This is a genomic window from Alkalihalobacterium sp. APHAB7 (genome assembly GCF_048323755.1).
GTDB lineage: Bacteria > Bacillota > Bacilli > Bacillales > Bacillaceae_F > Alkalihalobacterium.
In genome coordinates, this window is sequence record NZ_JBLWFS010000002.1 from 1 (window position 1) to 15,741 (window position 15,741).

17 protein-coding genes, 1 tRNA gene, 1 rRNA gene, 1 pseudogene and 1 riboswitch are annotated in these 15,741 nt (G+C 36.7%); of the genes and pseudogenes, 3 read left to right on the forward strand and 17 right to left on the reverse strand.

What is annotated here, in order from left to right; translation table 11 throughout:
• The 3 genes from ACNSTQ_RS02305 to comGA all read right to left on the reverse strand — a co-directional run.
• A 16S ribosomal RNA gene (locus ACNSTQ_RS02305) occupies positions 1–143 on the reverse strand; the annotation flags it as partial.
• A gap of 445 nt (positions 144–588) precedes the next feature.
• Positions 589–1,626, reverse strand: coding sequence for a competence type IV pilus assembly protein ComGB (gene comGB, locus ACNSTQ_RS02310; RefSeq protein ID WP_418198247.1), 1,038 nt, complete (start codon positions 1,624–1,626; stop codon positions 589–591).
• On the reverse strand, positions 1,544–2,686 hold the full coding sequence (comGA, locus tag ACNSTQ_RS02315) for a competence type IV pilus ATPase ComGA (protein ID WP_418198248.1): 1,143 nt from the start codon (positions 2,684–2,686) through the stop codon (positions 1,544–1,546). Before comGA ends, comGB begins: the two co-directional genes overlap by 83 nt.
• Positions 2,687–2,819: 133 nt before the next feature.
• On the opposite strand from comGA, the gene ACNSTQ_RS02320 reads away from it, so the two are divergent.
• Positions 2,820–2,894, forward strand: a tRNA-Gln gene (locus ACNSTQ_RS02320).
• Between the two features lie 51 nt (positions 2,895–2,945).
• Here ACNSTQ_RS02320 and ACNSTQ_RS02325 read toward each other — a convergent pair.
• The 12 genes and pseudogenes from ACNSTQ_RS02325 to ACNSTQ_RS02380 form a co-directional block, all read right to left on the reverse strand.
• Positions 2,946–3,278, reverse strand: a complete 333-nt coding sequence (locus tag ACNSTQ_RS02325; RefSeq protein WP_418198555.1) for an MTH1187 family thiamine-binding protein — start codon at positions 3,276–3,278, stop codon at positions 2,946–2,948.
• 75 nt (positions 3,279–3,353) lie between these two features.
• A pseudogene (locus tag ACNSTQ_RS02330) lies at positions 3,354–4,145 on the reverse strand (DUF1385 domain-containing protein); the annotation flags it as partial.
• Positions 4,048–4,638: a hypothetical protein gene (locus ACNSTQ_RS02335; RefSeq protein WP_418198249.1), complete on the reverse strand. Its 591-nt coding sequence runs from the start codon at positions 4,636–4,638 to the stop codon at positions 4,048–4,050. The gene ACNSTQ_RS02335 and the pseudogene ACNSTQ_RS02330, both read right to left, overlap by 98 nt.
• 119 nt (positions 4,639–4,757) lie before the next feature.
• Positions 4,758–5,555 (reverse strand): bifunctional hydroxymethylpyrimidine kinase/phosphomethylpyrimidine kinase, encoded by a 798-nt coding sequence (thiD, locus tag ACNSTQ_RS02340; protein ID WP_418198556.1) that lies wholly within the window; start codon positions 5,553–5,555, stop codon positions 4,758–4,760.
• A gap of 35 nt (positions 5,556–5,590) precedes the next feature.
• Positions 5,591–6,700, reverse strand: coding sequence for a glycine oxidase ThiO (gene thiO / locus ACNSTQ_RS02345; protein WP_418198250.1), 1,110 nt, complete (start codon positions 6,698–6,700; stop codon positions 5,591–5,593).
• 14 nt (positions 6,701–6,714) lie between these two features.
• On the reverse strand, positions 6,715–7,500 hold the full coding sequence (locus tag ACNSTQ_RS02350; RefSeq protein WP_418198251.1) for a thiazole synthase: 786 nt from the start codon (positions 7,498–7,500) through the stop codon (positions 6,715–6,717).
• A gap of 4 nt (positions 7,501–7,504) precedes the next feature.
• A complete protein-coding gene (gene thiS, locus ACNSTQ_RS02355) occupies positions 7,505–7,702 on the reverse strand; it encodes a sulfur carrier protein ThiS (RefSeq protein ID WP_418198252.1) in 198 nt (65 codons plus the stop codon).
• Complete coding sequence (gene thiE, locus ACNSTQ_RS02360) at positions 7,702–8,334, reverse strand: thiamine phosphate synthase (protein WP_418198253.1); 633 nt, start codon at positions 8,332–8,334, stop codon at positions 7,702–7,704. The genes thiS and thiE overlap by 1 nt, the downstream gene beginning before the upstream one ends.
• A 164-nt stretch (positions 8,335–8,498) precedes the next feature.
• A riboswitch (TPP riboswitch) is annotated at positions 8,499–8,602 on the reverse strand.
• Positions 8,603–8,667: 65 nt separating this feature from the next.
• Positions 8,668–9,789 (reverse strand): hypothetical protein, encoded by a 1,122-nt coding sequence (locus ACNSTQ_RS02365; protein ID WP_418198254.1) that lies wholly within the window; start codon positions 9,787–9,789, stop codon positions 8,668–8,670.
• Between the two features lie 148 nt (positions 9,790–9,937).
• Complete coding sequence (aspA, locus tag ACNSTQ_RS02370; protein ID WP_418198255.1) at positions 9,938–11,353, reverse strand: aspartate ammonia-lyase; 1,416 nt, start codon at positions 11,351–11,353, stop codon at positions 9,938–9,940.
• Positions 11,354–11,491: 138 nt separating this feature from the next.
• Complete coding sequence (locus tag ACNSTQ_RS02375; RefSeq protein WP_418198256.1) at positions 11,492–12,454, reverse strand: ROK family glucokinase; 963 nt, start codon at positions 12,452–12,454, stop codon at positions 11,492–11,494.
• A gap of 4 nt (positions 12,455–12,458) precedes the next feature.
• A complete protein-coding gene (locus tag ACNSTQ_RS02380) occupies positions 12,459–12,656 on the reverse strand; it encodes a YqgQ family protein (protein ID WP_418198257.1) in 198 nt (65 codons plus the stop codon).
• Between the two features lie 145 nt (positions 12,657–12,801).
• Here ACNSTQ_RS02380 and ACNSTQ_RS02385 point away from each other — a divergent pair, with 145 nt between their 5' ends.
• Positions 12,802–13,029, forward strand: coding sequence for a hypothetical protein (locus ACNSTQ_RS02385; RefSeq protein ID WP_418198258.1), 228 nt, complete (start codon positions 12,802–12,804; stop codon positions 13,027–13,029).
• Here ACNSTQ_RS02385 and ACNSTQ_RS02390 read toward each other — a convergent pair.
• Positions 13,026–13,538 carry a hypothetical protein gene (locus ACNSTQ_RS02390; protein ID WP_418198259.1) on the reverse strand — a complete coding sequence of 171 codons (513 nt, stop codon included), beginning with the start codon at positions 13,536–13,538 and terminating at the stop codon, positions 13,026–13,028. The two genes, ACNSTQ_RS02385 and ACNSTQ_RS02390, sit on opposite strands and share 4 nt — an antisense overlap.
• 102 nt (positions 13,539–13,640) lie before the next feature.
• Here ACNSTQ_RS02390 and ACNSTQ_RS02395 point away from each other — a divergent pair, with 102 nt between their 5' ends.
• Positions 13,641–14,039 (forward strand): YueI family protein, encoded by a 399-nt coding sequence (locus tag ACNSTQ_RS02395; RefSeq protein ID WP_418198260.1) that lies wholly within the window; start codon positions 13,641–13,643, stop codon positions 14,037–14,039.
• A 109-nt stretch (positions 14,040–14,148) separates the two neighbouring features.
• Here ACNSTQ_RS02395 and ACNSTQ_RS02400 read toward each other — a convergent pair whose 3' ends face one another.
• On the reverse strand, positions 14,149–15,612 hold the full coding sequence (locus ACNSTQ_RS02400; protein WP_418198261.1) for a spore germination protein: 1,464 nt from the start codon (positions 15,610–15,612) through the stop codon (positions 14,149–14,151).
• Between the last annotated feature and the right edge of the window lie 129 nt (positions 15,613–15,741).

The window sequence follows — 15,741 nt, forward strand, 5'->3', positions numbered from 1 at the left end:
CGTTACAGGGCAGGTTGCCCACGTGTTACTCACCCGTCCGCCGCTAACTTCATAAGAGCAAGCTCTTATGAAGTCCGCTCGACTTGCATGTATTAGGCACGCCGCCAGCGTTCGTCCTGAGCCAGGATCAAACTCTCCATAAAAGTGTTTGATATAGCTCACTTCCACAGGATGTGGTGGCTTCGATGTTGCAACAGGACGTTGCGTTCTTAATCGAAGATCATTCATCACTGTGACGTTTTAAAACATTGACGAGATATCATGTATCTCATTTATTTCGCTTGGCTTTTTGTTCAGTTTTCAAAGAACTTTTTTATTATTGCCTCAACAGCAACTTTATTATCATAACAAACTATCAAATAATCGTCAAGGACTTTTTTATTGTTTGTCATCGCGTTAGCAGCGACGAATAATAATATATCACTTTAAAAAACAATATTCAAGTGATTTTACAAAAAAATATAAAAAGGTTTTTAAACGTCCCTTGAAATACGTTAATCATCTATAAGCCGTTAAGTGTCTTACCTTTTTAGTAAACAGTTAAAGTACATTGTAATGAACAATCTACTTTAACTGACTAACTAAAGTTTAACTTAATGAGTTAATTAATTGAAACATTGGAACGAGTATGGATAAAAACATGAGTAGTACAATAACACCAATTATGAAAAACATACTCGGTTGCAAGACCATTACCATTTTCTTTGTCTTTTCTTCAATTGAAACAAATAAATGTTCACTATAATGAAGTAATTCAAGATCTAACGCTGCTCGTTTTTGTCCATGTTCAATAACCAATGGTAATTCATCATTAAAAAAAGGTCTTTGACTTAAAAGGTCTGCTAATCCTTCTCCTTCCTTTAAGCCTTGAATTAACCATGTTGCCTCGTCTTGGAGAAATAGTATAATGCTTTGGTCTTTAAAAATATTTAACGCTTGAGAAATGGATAAGCCACCTTTAAGTAAACTACTTAACTGAATACAGAAATAGTAAGTAAGCAATGAAGACACAAACGAGGAGACAAACGGAACTTTAAGGATTAAAGCCATCTTTTTATGAGGAGTAAAGTGGCGGAACTTCGTTATATAATAAGTAAATCCAAATAAGGAAGCAACTAGTCCCCCTAATAACACAAAGGGAATGCTATTGATCATATGAAGAAATAAAACCGTTACAATTGGTAAATCTACAGACATTGTATCAAATAAGTTTTTAAAGTGAGGAAATAAAAAAGTCACCATGACTGTCATAACAATTAACAGTAACCAAATTAGGAATAAAGGATACATTAGTAATTTTCCTAACTTCTCTTTTATTTGTTCTTGTTTTAAATAGAGCTTTCCGGCTTCGATTAGACCCGTTGATAGACTTCCTATCTGCTCTGAAAAGTAGATAAAAGAACTAATATCATTCGGTAACTTTAAGCCTTCAAGTGCCTTATATAAGGCTTGTCCTTCCTTTAAGAGCTTCAGCACTTCAAAAATTTTTAATTTTACGGGTTCTTTTTGAGATAACTGAAGAAGTTCTAGTCCTTCTGACAGGCTATATCCTTGCTCTAACAAATAACCTAATCGTTGAAGAATTTCTGCTTTCTTTATTCCATTTAAATACTTGCCCCATCTCACTCATTTCACCATACCTCTCTAAAGAACGTTGTGTTATAAATCCAAGCGCATAAGCTTTAATTAATTGATTTTGTAACGTTCTAATAGATATTGAAAAAGGTTGATTGTGAAAAATCTTATATTTAGCATTAATCAAATTGGACCCAAGCAACATTTCGTAAACTGCTGTAATTTTGTGGTTTTTTATTTTGTCACAATAACTTGAACAATTATCTCCACATAATGGGCACTTTCGTACAACTAACCTTTGTGTGACTACACCTACCAACGTTTGTTCAATATCATGTTTCGGTATGTCTAATTCTAATAATCGATTGATGGCACTAATCGTATCAGTGGTATGCATCGTTGTAAGAACAAGATGTCCTGTCATAGCTGAACGAACAGCTAACTGTGCCGTCACTTGGTCTCTAATCTCCCCAACCATGATAATATCAGGGTCGTGCCTAAGTATTGCTTTCAAACCTTCCTCATACGTTATTCCTGCCTTATCATTTATTTCCAATTGTATTAAACCTTCTGTTCGTTTTTCGACAGGGTCCTCCAACGTAACTATATTTATTGGGTTAGCTTGTTTTGCTGCTAACATCATCGAATATAACGTAGTTGTTTTTCCTGATCCTGTTGGCCCCGTAATGATAATAAGGCCACTTCTTTTTTTAGTCAGTTGTTTTAAAAACAATGAATCTTTAGGAAATAAAGGGAGTTGTTCAAGGGCTAAAGTTTCATCTTGGGGAAGAAGTCTTATTACTAAGCTTTCTTGAAATGGCGTGGGAATTGTGGAAAGGCGGAGGCTGATACGTCTAGATTGAAATATAAATTCTAGGGAACCATTTTGGGGTTTTCTTTTCTCTCCTATATCCATAGCAGCAGAAAACTTAAAATGACTTATGAGTTTTTCACAAACTTTCACTGATATTTTTTCGAAAAACTGTAAGTTTTGGTGAATTCTTAAATAAATATAAGCATCCACTCTGTTTGGCACTATATGAATATCACTTGCCTTTCTTCTTGCAGCTTCATTTAATATATAGGTACTTTTATGTTCGATTTCCTCCATATTTCTTCACCTCCTTTGATCCTTTAATTTTTACAATACTATTGAATTTACAGTATTGAAAGTTAATTTTTTATAAAAAAATTGTATATTTCATTTCGTTCCGTACATAATAATTACTGTCAACCGGTCGCGGTGGGCTATAGCCAAGTGGTAAGGCAACGGACTTTGACTTCGTCATGCGCAGGTTCGAATCCTGCTAGCCCAGCCATACATAAGAAAACACCTCTTAAATCAAAAGATTTGGAGGTGTTTTTCATGCTTATTTCTCATTTTCAGTAACGCTTTTCTCATCTAACCTCTTATTAACCGACGCTAATTTCCCTTCAAGTGATGATGCTTTATCGCGACGATCATCAATCCGGATATTGGTAGCCACCCTTTGAACACCCGCTTCAAAAGGAACTTCATGAATCGCTTGAATTACTTCAAAAAGTACAGGTAATTCTCCTTCAATAAGAGTACTCATTGGTGTTAGTTGATATTTAATTTTATTCCCATACTTTTCAAGAACACGGTGTATATCAGCCACGTAATGACTTACACTTGGTGAGTCTGTACCAATTGGAATAATAGTTACATCTACTATAGCCACTTTTTTCTCCTCCTTCTTTACAATCCTTTTTTCCTTAATAAGATCAGGAAATTCTTGCATTGCCAATTTTCGATACGAACGGATTGCTGTCAGTAAGTGAACTCGTTCAGGCTCAGTCGTTGTAATATGCTTTTGTAGAAAATAAGATACAACTATAACATATCTCCTTACAATTCGCATAAACCTTTTATTGAATGTTCGATTGATAAGAATAACAACGACAAGCGCACTATATGAAGCCCACATAAGAGCCTGTGCTCCTGTAAAAAAAGGAATTAATAATAACCAAAGTAATCCTACCGAGCTAAAATAAATGACAACAGTATTTGTTGAACAGTAGGGATTAGTTATCGCAGCTTTTCGAATTTGATAAAGTCGTGACTGCTTTATTATCCCTCGAGCACTAAAGACTTTATGTTCTGCCCCATGGTATTTTTTTAATGTTGTCGGAAACATAAAATGTGTTCCAAACATATAATAAAATAAAAAATAATACGGTAAACCTCTCCAAGTTATAACATCCAGAAAGGTAATTAAGATTTTAGGTAGAAATATTAGTGCCATAAAAACAATGGTTAAACATTTAAATATCCAAGGCAAAGATGTAAATACTTGTCTAGACATTAGAAATATAGTCGTAAGGTTAAGCGGTTTTACCCAATCGGATATCCTACCTTTGTTGTTATAAGCACAAGCTACATATTCTTTTCCAATAAAGAAGATCCCATTTTGATAGGACAAACCTTTAATCATGTTGTCCAATCCTTTCTCATTGTGTTGGAATAGTCGTAAAACGCTCGATAATCCAATGCTCAATATCAACATTTTCTTTTGATAAACGAGCATGATCAAATGAGAAGCCCTCATGTTCCTCCCATGTATGGAGATAGCTAATCGAAACCTCGTTCCCAGAATACAACTTACTATCTAATTCAATCTCAAATGAACCTTTATTCCCATAGCCGATGTGTTCTTGCACTTCATTTGGAAACTCAAAAATAATACCGTCAAGAACTAAAGTTCCTTCGGTTTCAAAAATGACTTGTTCACCGTGTAATAATTGTAGTGCTGAACCGCTAATCAATTGAGGGTCGAATGAATCTTGTTCTTCTTCAACAAATTTCACTCCAATATAATCATGACCAAGCATCCCGTCAACAGGCATTTCTTTCCAATCCCAATAACCAGTGATAGTATGCTTACTACCGTGTGAATCAGCCTCTACAACAAAAGAAACGACAGTGTCTAATTCTTCATTTGTGAGTTGACCAGACGTATTTAAATAATGATAACCTCCATAAAAAATAAATCCCATTAATAGGAGCGGTAATATGATAACAGCAGCATTCCCTCTAAACATAAACAACCACCTTAACATTAATATATACCCTGTTATTGTCTCTAAGTTTTTATTATTTGTCTATTGTTTCCTAAGAATTTTAAAGGCTGACCACGGATATCCTCCTGATCAGCCTTAAGTTATTTATTTAATCGATACGCAGCATGATTAGTTGGGCCAATTCCTTTGCCGATCGATAAAGAATGAGCAATTGCTGCACTGATAAATTGTTTTGCAGTTTTCACAGCAACTGTTATTTCATCGCCTTTGGCAAGTTGGGCTGCAATAGCGGCTGCAAATGTACACCCTGTTCCATGAGTATTTTTCGTACTCACCCGTTCCGCTTCTAAAAGAGTAATATTTTCTCCATCGTACAAGATATCCGTAGATTTCTCATCCCCTTGTAAATGCCCACCTTTTAATACAACGTACTTCGGTCCGAGTTCATGTAACTTTTTAGCAGCGCTCTCCATTCCTTCTAACGTTGTCATTTCATCAACACCTAATATTTTAGCCGCTTCAGGTAGATTAGGTGTAATAACAGTTGCTAGCGGAAGCAGCTTAGTAACAAGAGCTTCGACTGCGGCATCTTGTAATAAGGATGCACCGCCTTTTGCAATCATTACAGGATCTACTACAATGTTGTTTACATGGTAATGTTCTAGCTTATGTGCAACAAGCTCAATAATTTCAGCCGAAAATAACATTCCTGTTTTAACTGAATCTGTACCCATATCAGATAGTACAGCATCAAGTTGGGCCTCTATAGCGGCTATAGATTGTGGAAACACCCCATGCACACCTAATGTATTTTGCGCGGTTATCGCTGTAATTACGCTAGTACCAAATGCACCTAATTCTTGAAATGTCTTTAAATCAGCTTGTATGCCCGCTCCGCCACCACTGTCGGAGCCTGCTATTGTTAGTGCAATGTTCATCACTTTTCACCTTCCTAGATTGTTGTCTCCCGTTTTTAACTAAATCGCTCTGGAGAAAACGAATTCAGCGGTACAATCTCCTGTTTTTTATCAAGAAGATCCGCAACGATATGAGCAGTTACTGGGCTTAATAGTATTCCATTCCGGTAATGTCCAGCCGCAAAAATAATCTCTGGTGTATTCGATAACGGACCGATTAAAGGATAACCATCTTGTGTAGCTGGCCTTAAACCAGCCCACGTATGAAACGGTACTTCACCCTCAAGAAACGGCAACACGTTCTTATTCCAATTCGTTAATCTACGAATACCTTTTTCAGTCACCGTTGTATTAAATCCAGCAATATCTTCCGACGCCCCATTAACAAGCGTACCATTAGCTTTAGGAACTAAATACCCTTGACTTGTATAAATGATATGGTTCACTTTTCCTACTGGGATATTGTAGGCACATATCTGACCTCTAATCGGATACACTGGAATGTTCAAGTCCAATACGGTTTCTAATTCTTTTGCCCAGGCACCATTACTAACTACTAAGCGGTCACCCAAAAATGTTCGTCCATCTTTTGCAACCATCGTTATTTCAGACTGCCAACTATGCAATGTAACTTCTTCAAGGTAATCATAAATCTTTACACCTAATTTACGACAGCCCTCCTCTAAAGCTTTTACATAATCTGGTGCATATACATGACTCTCTTCAGGATAATACATCGCCGCAATCATATCTTTGGAAAGTTCTTTTTCTAATTTAAATAAGTCCTCACCATATAGAATTTCTGCTTTAGCGCCAAACTGTCCTTGCCACTGCTGTCTCGTTTCAAGCGCTAAAAGATCTGCTTCATGATAAACACAATGTAAACTTCCTGAGTTCGTGTATTCAAAATCCATTCCCGAAACTTCTTTTACATCTTTTTGCCATTTCGGATATAGTTTTAAGCTCTCAAGACAAAGTCTAAAAAAATCATCAGGGTCTTCGCCTATCTCAGAAAATGGAGCAAGCATTCCAGCTGCTGCTCCTGAAGCCTGTCCACCACAAGCTACCTTTTCTAAAACAACCACTTCATGTCCACGTCTTTGACATTCAAAAGCAGTTGCAAGTCCGATAATACCCCCACCTAGTACAACAATCCGTTCTCCCATTTGCATCACTCTTTCTATTTCAAGATCAATGACTCGTAGGCGCTGCTTGCTGTTGCATAGCGTTTTTGCGGAATTCGACCAGCTAAATAGGACATTCGACCAGCTTCAATAGCATATCGCATTGCAGTCGCCATCTTAACTGGATCCTTTGCTTTTGCAACAGGTGTATTCATTAATACACCGTCAACACCAAGTTCCATCGCTTGAACAATATCTTTCGCAGAGCCTAGCCCAGCATCTACAATAATCGGTACATTAGCCTCTTCAACGATTAACGATATATTATAAGGGTTTAAAATTCCTAGCCCTGTTCCAATTGGTGCACCACCAGGCATAACAGCCGCAGCACCCGCTTCCTCTAATCTTTTACATAATACAGGATCATCTGAAGTATAAGGAAGGACAACAAATCCTTCGTTGGCAAGAACTTCTGTTGCCTTTAAAGTTTCAATTGGATCAGGTAGTAATGTTTTCTCATTGACACTGATCTCAATCTTAATCCAGTCACTTAGACCACTTGCTTTTGCTAAACGCGCAATACGTATCGCCTCTTCAGCTGTTTTCGCTCCTGATGTATTAGGCAAGTACGTAAATGTTTGTCCTTCTAAATGTTGTAATATTGCATCTTCATCAGGTGCTTCTAAATTAACTCGCCTAATCGCAAACGTCAGTACTTCTGAACCGGATGCTTTAATCGCCTCATTTTGTACAAAAGGATTAGGATAACGTCCTGTTCCAATAAAAAATCGAGAAGATAACTCTTTTCCACCGATGATTAATTTGTCTTTGCTGTTGTTCATATGATCATCCTCCTCCAACAAAATGGACTAACTCAATTTTCATTCCTGACTCAACGACGGTAGTCTCCCAGTTACTTCGATCAATGATTTCTCCATTCACTTCAGTAACAACTAAATTTTGTTCAAGCCCATAATGTTTAACAATTTCTGCTAGTGTACTTACTTCTAATTCTACCGTTTCACCATTCACATAAAGTTCCATTATGATTTCACCTTTTGGTTAATTTTTTCAATAAACTGTTGACATACAGATGAAACATCTTCTGCCCCTACAATTTCACTAATCGCACAAATACGTGCAGCCCCTGCCTCTATCACTTGATCGACGTTATGAAGCTTAATTCCACCAATAGCTACAAAAGGTATCGTAATTTCCTTTACTACTTGACGAATATAGTCCGTCGTAACGGGGTCCACTACATCTACTTTACTGTTTGTATGAAAAATCGGTCCTACCCCAATATAATCAGCACCCGCTCGTTCAGCTTCCCGAGCCTCTTCAATCGCATGGGTAGAAAGGCCAATAATCTTGTTCTCTCCAACGATTTTTCTTGCCTCTTCTATCGGTAAATCATCTTGCCCAATATGAATTCCATCGGCATCCACAGCGAGCGCTACATCAATATGATCGTTTACAATAAATGTTACCCCATATTTTTGGGTTAACTCTCGTAATTGCTTTGCTTTTTCAAAAACAACCTTTTTTGAATTTGTTTTATCGCGTAATTGTATAATGTCTGATCCACCTATAATAGCTTGTTCCATTACCGTTACTAAATCCCGATCCGGGTGAAATTCTTCACCAGTAATCGTATAAAGTTTAAAATCTTTCATTTCTTGATGTCTCCTTTCACTGTTTAAAGTATTATGTCTTTGTAAATTAACAGATCTACTTTGCTTAAGACAAAGCAAAATTATCAATACCGCAGAAACGCTTTTAAAACACACTAAAAATAAAACCGCAATCCAACGACGGATTACGGTTAGATATTGATGTCTAATCAATTCTTCGACTTTCCTACGCTGGGATTACCAGATCAGGTTCGAGGGTAAAAGAATGTCCTTTTTCTCAGCCTGGTTACAGGCACCCCTAGTCACACTATTAAATTTTCTCTTTTTCATTATGACATATTTTTTATAGATTACAACTGAAAAGAACAAGGTCATTTACTCGATTAGAGAATGAATGGTTTTATTAGATAGATCAATTAACCACTCAAATTGGTTCCCGTATAACATCAAGCTTCCATCTGGAGACAAATTAATCGGAGCTTGTAGACCCACATCCACAATCTTCTCCTCAGTACCTGTTTCAACGTTAAATTGAGTTAATTCAAATGGTTCGTCGTAATCCAAAAAATCGCCACTATACATCGGTTTTAAATAATAAAAGGAGTGCTTATTATCATCATATTGATGGAACGGTATCCACCACTGCTCTGAATACGTATTTAACGTTGGTATCTCAAGTTGTGCTACCAAATTTTTATCGTGATAAAAATGATAAATGGATTGCTCAGCATCCAATGAATCGACTGAGATTGTGACAAGAACATTTTCACCGAATGTAAAAAATGCGATGACTTCCTCTAAAATTTCTTCTGTCGTTTTTGTCACCAGATTGTGTTTATAGATTGGAGCAAAAAAGCTTGGAGCAAACGAAGACCATTCTAGAAAGGCAACTTCATCTTTAGTTAGCCACTGAAAATACGTTTTATCAAGGTTAAGCTGGGCTAATCTTCCTTCGCTAAGATTTAATTGGTACACATCAAATTCCCAGTCGGGAAGAAATGAAATGATTATGAGTTCATCAGAATTGTAAGGACTCCAAAAGAGAGAATATTCTTCACCAATGTCACTTAATTTGTAAACCATCTGTCCTTCTGCATTAATAAAGTAAAGCGGAGAGCTTAAATCGTAAGTCGAAGTCTGAATGGCAAAATATGAGTGGTCATAGTTTGCTTCTACGGAGAAAATGGGTTCTTCTATCTGAAAAAAATCACTAATTTCACCTGTTTTCAGATTCATTTTGTTTATGTAAGAAATTGCGTTTTCGTCTTTTAATAAAAGAATCGTATCACTATCATACCATTCACTGATTTCAACAAAGCTGTATGGATTTACTTGAAGTGGTATTTTTAATTGTGTTACCGATAACAAATCTAATTTCTTTTCAATTAAATTGAGATTTTTTTGAGGGTGGTCTAAAACGACTTCATCTTTCGTAGTACATCCAACACTAAGTATCATAAGGAAGGTTATTACGAAAAACAGAGATTTACTTTTCATTTGAACCTCCGTTTAAAACTTCATATTTCTTGTTATTACCGACTAAGAGCAATCTACATTATTACATGTTTCATAAAGATGCTCAATAAAATAAGCATCTGTCCATAATTTTGACATAAAAAGGGTGCGAATGCACCCTTTACCTATTTTAATTATATAAAAACTTAGCTCCAGCTATTCCTGGGTTAGTCATTTCTTTTGGATCTAAAATTTCATTTAGTTCTTCTTCAGAAAGAATTCCTCGCTCGATACAAATTTCACGCACAGGGCGATCCGTCTGAATGGCTTCTTTAGCAATTCTACTTGCTGATTCATACCCTACATGCGGATTGATTGCTGTAATAATTCCTACACTTCTCTCCACCATATCTCTACACTTTTCAATATTAGCCGTTATTCCTTCGATTGTATATTGCCTAAACACTTTAATTCCATTTTGCAAGATGGATAGCGATTGTAACAAATTAAAAACTAGAACGGGTTCCATCACGTTCAATTCTAACTGTCCCGCTTCAGAAGCAAGACTTATCGTATGATCATTTCCAATGACTTGAAAAGAAATTTGATTAATCACTTCACACATAACCGGATTTACTTTCCCTGGCATTATAGATGAACCAGGTTGTCTTGCTGGTAAGTTAATTTCGTTTAAGCCTGTTCTTGGCCCAGAACTCATCAAACGTAAGTCATTTGCCATTTTCGATAAATTTATCGCTAGTATTTTTAAGGCGCTTGATAATTCGGTATAGGCATCCGTATTTTGAGTAGCATCAACTAAATCGTCTGCAGTTTCAAATGGTAACTGTGTAATGTCGGCTAAGTACTTGGCCACTTTTTGTATATATTCAGGTAATGCATTTAAACCTGTTCCGACTGCAGTCGCTCCCATATTTATTTGATATAATTCACTTAATGATCCGTTCAAACGTCGAAGATCTCTCGTAATTACACGCCGGTAGGCACCGAACTCTTGACCAAGCCTGATGGGTACAGCATCCTGAAGGTGGGTACGTCCCATTTTTATCACGTCATCAAACTCCTGTTCTTTCTCTGATAGAGCCTGAATTAAATCTTCTAATTGCTGCGTTAAGCCTTTTGCCAAATTCAAACAAGCAATATGAATGGCTGTTGGAAAGGCATCATTTGTAGACTGTGCCATATTCACGTGAGTATTCGGGCTGACTTTTAAGTACTCCCCTTTTTTCCCACCTAGAAACTCAATGGCTCGATTGGCAATAACTTCATTTGCATTCATATTAAAAGATGTTCCGGCTCCTCCTTGAATGGCATCCACGATAAAATGGTCGTTCAGTTTTCCTGCAATAACTTCCTCGGCTGCCTCAACAATAGCATCAGCGATTTGTGGATTTAAAGCACCTACATCTCGGTTTGCAATGGCTGCAGCTTTTTTTACAAACCCAAATGCTTTAATTAACTCTTCATGAGGTGGATATCCTGTAATTGGAAAGTTTTCTTTGGCTCGCATCGTTTGTATTCCATAATAAGCATCAGCCGGAACCTCCTTCTCACCAATTAAATCACGTTCAACTCGATGTTTCTCCATGTAAAATTCCCCTTTTATAATCTATATTAAATTTAGTTTTCTATCTGCAGTACATTTCAATGCACCTTTTTTCTTAATGGTTAATATTATTATATGTTAGCGTTCATTTGTCGTTAATAATGTTTAAACAAACTTAGTCTAATTTTTTGTTTTAGCTAACCATGCTCCACCGATAACGCCTGCATCGTTTCCTAAAGTAGCGGTAACGATCGATACCCCTTCTACAACACGAGGTAATGCAAACTTCTGAAAGGCTTTTTCTAATGGTTGTAATAAGGTTAGGCCTGCCTTTGAAACACCACCGCCAATCACAATCTTTTCAGGATTCAAAGCATTCGCTAAATTTGCAAGTGCAAAGCCCAAGTAATATGTAACCTTTTCTATAACTTTGATCGCACATTCATCTTGCTTATCAGCACAAGCAAACACTAATTTCGCCGTCATGTTGCCGGCTTTCGCATATTCACTAGCTAAAAGACTATTTGGATATTCAATTACAAATTCCTTTGCGATTCGTGCAATTCCTGTTGCAGAACTTACGGTTTCCAGACAGCCTGTTTTCCCGCAATTGCAATGATAACCACCTTCTGGTACTGCTGTGATATGACCGATTTCTCCAGCCATTCCATTAACACCATGAAGGATATTACCATTAGCCACTATTCCCCCGCCAACTCCAGTACCTAAAGTTACGCACAATAAGTTTTTCGCACCATCACCAGCACCGCGCCACATTTCACCAAGAGCAGCGATATTGGCATCATTATCAACAATTACCGGAAGCCCTGTATCCATTTCTAAGCGATCCTTTAAGTGGAAATCTTTCCAGCCTATGTTAACAGCTTGATAAATGTATCCTGTTTCCATATTAATGAAACCTGGTGCACCCATACCAATCGAATCTAACCGGCTTTTCGTTTCTCCTAAATGTTCTAATGAGCCATCAATCCATTTAGCAATATCCGTTGTAATTTCGGTGCCGCCATTTGCCGTATTTGTCGGGACTTCTCCTTGATACACAATGTCACCATACGGATCGATAAAAGCTAGTTTAATCGTTGTTCCTCCAAGATCTACACCTACATACCACTTTGTAGTCATGTCATCAACCTTTCTGTTCTTCACGTTGTTCTTTTTTCAGTATAAGCAAAGCTTCTTGAAATAATTGTTTATCAAGCATGCCAAACTCATACATCTCGCGGATTTCCTCCTCCATCATAAGAGCGTCAACATGACGATTTTTTGTATAAATAAAAGTTCCATACTTTTTTAATAATTGCTGAACATCATAAAATGTCCTCATTTGTATTCACCTACCCCACCTCATTATAACAACTCCATTCTAATCAACAAGTATTTCAATATACAATTGTTTAATAATTTGTCACATAAAAAAGCCCTTATTTGTTCTAACATAAAGAGAGAACATTTATAAGGGGGATTTACCTATGGATAGCTTTACTTTTTTTATATTAGGACTACTCGTCTTAGTAAGTGCTGCAATTATTTCTGTTATTTGTATTGTTAAAAAGAAATCATTTATTTTTCCTGTGATACTACTAGCTGTTGGATTTATTTTAGGGTTTATCGGTTTGTTTAATATGGAGGATCAAGAACGCGATTATTATTCGATAGGAATAATTACAGAAACGTTAATTGGTGGAAAATTCTTTTAAAAGATTTTAAAGATCGCAAGCAACGCGAGGTACACTAATGGTAAAAAGGAAGTATATTCAACACGCCAGATTTTCTGTAATACTTCATATTGAATAAGTTGTCCTATAAGAATGGCAAAATAAAAAAAGCCGATTGATACGAAGTGAAGCCAAATACTTGCTTCGCGAATATTCCACTCAATACCAAATAAAAAAAATAGTAAAAACAAAACACCCCATATTACTCGAGACTGCTGATGAAAATATCCCATCATCGGATGAAAGTTAATAAATGCGAGTACAATGGTCGCTAAAACGACAAGTCCGACTAAGATTTCTATAAATTGAAGAGCAATCACTTTTTCAAATAAACGGCCAACTACGATACCGATATAGACTGCAAAAGCAAAAAACAGCGTAACTAAAAAAACCTGCAGTCTAGTTGGCATCATTCGTTTTGATATCATTAATCCACCAATACTAAACCCTATAGCAATCGTATAAAACATCCCGATTAAGGAACTTATCATAATTTTTCCTCCTTCTAAAAAAGTGAAACAAGCTACTATTATCATCTATATGTATTAATAAGGTGAATAAGACACTAAAGAAAAAAAGGAGTCCAAGACATCATGGAAGACAAATTAAAAGACATTATTAACCGAGGACTTTACGGTAATCCAGAAATTAGACCTGAAGAACGAAATATCTTTCTTACAACTATTATTGAACGAGTTCACCTTGCTCTAACAAAGAAACAAGTCATACATCAAGGCATGTATGACGAAGCAGTAAGACTATTACAAAATGAACAAAACATCCACCTGTATATCAACGGAAATTTATCTTATCAGCTGTATTCCAATTATGTAAAAGAAGCAAACAAACATCATGTCCCATTTACAGTTGTGAATGCTAATCAAACTACACCGATTGGACTTGTACTTGCGACCGAATTTCAAGCGATTAATAAACCGGAAATTTTTATTAAAGATGAATTCTATGAAATGGATTTCAATTTAAAAATTTAAATTTGATGTTCAACTAGCGGTAATTCGCTACACGTCAGAATACAAAAGAAGTAAGCTAGACATAGCTTACTTCTTTTTGTTTATACTTTTCGACATACCCTATAAACCTTTAACGATCAGGGTCGAGCGGATGTATAGCTGGTGGTCTTCGATTTTTTAGCGGGATTGGAGAACGTAATAGAACATCTTTAAAGCCTTTTAATGAAAATGGGAGGAAAGGCCAAAGATAAGGCGTTTGAAAGCCTTTCATATTGACTAATAGTAGAATAAACAAGACGATACCCACTAAATAACCAGCTAGACCGAATATTGCTGTACTAATTAGCAAGAGTACTCTAATTAAACGATTAGCGAGACTTAATTCATAGCTTGGTGTCGCAAATGAACCAACTGCTGCAACCGCTAAATATAAGACGACTTCTGGAGAAAACCATCCTACTTCAATGGCAACTTCACCAATTAAGATGGCAGCGACTAAACCGAGCGCGGTAGCAAGGGCACTCGGTGTATGAATGGCTGCCATCCTCAACATCTCTATTCCAATTTCCGCTAATAGAAACTGAACATAGATAGGGACCTGCCCTTCATCATTTGGCCCTATATAAGCAAGCATCTCGGGCAGCATATGCTGGTTCGTTGCAAATAGATACCAAAGCGGCAATAAGAAGATGGAAGCCCATACGGCTGCAAAACGTACTCCTCTTAAGGCAATGCCAATAATTGGCTTCTGACGATATTCTTCCGCATGTTGTAAGTGATGCCAGAATGTTGTAGGCGTTATCATAACACTTGGTGAGCCATCAACCATTATGACAACATGCCCTTCAAATAGATGGGCTGCAACTACGTCTGGACGCTCTGAATACCGTACCATTGGATAAGGATTATAGTGTCGACCGAAAATAAATTCCTCTATTGTTTTATCACCCATCGGTAATCCATCTGTATCAATTTTATCTAATGATTGACTAATTTTATCTACAACTTGAGGATCAGCTATATCTTCTATGTATGCTATACATAAATCGGTTTTGGAACGGCGACCGACCCGCTTATATTGAATTCTTAAGGTTCGGTCACGAACTCTTCTACGAGTCAAAGCTGCATTTTCAACTAACGTTTCAACATAACCATCTTTAGCCCCGCGAATGACTTGTTCTGTATCAGGTTCCTCAGGTCCCCTGACAGGGTAGGTTCTCGTATCAACTAATATGATTTTATCCAAACCATCTACTACTAGAGCTGCTTGTCCAGCTAGTACGTCATCGACTATTGCATCTAAATCTTCATTTGTATCAATCTCTACATAGGGAATTTTCGTTTGTGTTAACGTCTTTAAAGGGTTTTCTAATAGCTCTTCTGGTTTTAGCACTATAAGTTCACGCTGAATCTGAGTTAAAGAGAAATCTTTTGCAAAGCCATCCACAACAAAAAGAGCCATCCGGACTTCTGCATATTCTAAATCGAGGTGTATAATATCAAAACTTTTATCAACACCAAGAGCTTCTTTTAAATAATCTATATTTTCATCTATTTTTTTAGATACTGGATGTAATATATCATTCTTTGCCAAATAAAATCGCCTCCACTTCAAGTACATTTTTTGCAAAGCTGGTGATTTTATGCAAAAAATAAAAAAATGGTGCCAGGCACCTTTAGTCGACTAAAGGTGCCTGGCACCATAAAAAGATAGTGGCTCCAA